This is a genomic window from Mesorhizobium sp. M7A.F.Ca.MR.362.00.0.0, assembly GCF_004023175.1.
In the GTDB taxonomy this organism is placed as follows: Bacteria; Pseudomonadota; Alphaproteobacteria; order Rhizobiales; family Rhizobiaceae; genus Mesorhizobium.
In genome coordinates this window covers 8,220-9,274 of the sequence record NZ_RZTF01000047.1, presented here as the reverse complement: position 1 = coordinate 9,274, position 1,055 = coordinate 8,220, and the positions used below count along the sequence as shown (strand labels likewise).

General features: G+C 66.6%; 1 protein-coding gene. It reads right to left on the bottom strand.

Annotated features, from left to right (window positions below; genetic code table 11):
- A partial coding sequence (locus EOC06_RS42040) for a hydantoinase/oxoprolinase family protein (protein ID WP_245469424.1) occupies window positions 1-996 on the bottom strand: 996 nt, incomplete at its 3' end.
- Window positions 997-1,055 lie beyond the last annotated feature (59 nt).

Below are 1,055 nucleotides of genomic sequence, written 5' to 3'. Positions count from 1 at the left end.
CACTTCGGAATCGCCGCCGAGGCCGAAGGTGCGCATGGCGACGGCCTCGACCATGGTGCGGAAGCCGCCGACGGTGGCGCCTTCCGGATCGAGCCTGGGACGGCCGCCGTCGAGCACGGCGACGTCGGTGGTGGTGCCGCCGATGTCGGACACCACAGCATTGTCGAGCCCGGTCATGTGGCGGGCGCCGACCAGGCTGGCGGCCGGGCCGGACAGGATGGTCTCGATCGGTCGCTGGCGGGCAAAAGCGGCCGAAACCAGCGCGCCATCGCCGCGCACCACCATCAGCGGTGCCGCGATGTTGCGTTCTCCAAGAAAACCTTCGGTTGCCGCCACCAGGCGGTCGATCATCGAGATCAGCCTGGCGTTGAGCAAAGTGGTCAGCGCCCGGCGCGGGCCGCCGAGCTTGGCCGACAACTCGTGGCTCGATGTGACCGGCAGGCCTGTCTTCTCGCGGATCAGCTCGCGGGCGGCGATCTCATGCGCCGGATTGCGGGTGGCAAAATAGGCGCAGACGGCAAAACCGGACACCGACGCGCCGAGTTCCGGCAGCATCGCTTCCAGCCCAGAGAGGTCGAGCCTGGCGGCATTGCCGTGCACGTCGTGGCCGCCCGGACAAAAAACCACCGGATCGGTGCCCAGCGCGGCCTTCAGCCCGTCGCGGGCGAGGTCGCCCTCGGAAAAGCCGATCATCACCAGCGCGACACGGCCGCCTTGGCCCTCGACCAGCGCGTTGGTGGCAAGCGTCGTCGACATCGAGACCAGCTTGATATGAGCCGGATCGGTTCCGGCTTTCTGCAGCACCGCATCGACGGCACCGGAAATGCCGACGGCCAGATCATGCCTTGTGGTCAGCGCCTTGGCCTTGGCCAACACCTTGCCCTTGTTCGGCCCTTCTTGCGGGCCTTCCGTTTCAGACCACAGCACGGCATCGGTATAGGTGCCGCCGGTGTCGATCCCGAGGAACAGCGGCTTTGGCTTGGTCTTGGCAGTCATTTTTGGCGGCGGTCCGGGTGGCAATTTATTTGTCCCTGCCCTTAGCCGATACGGAGCGG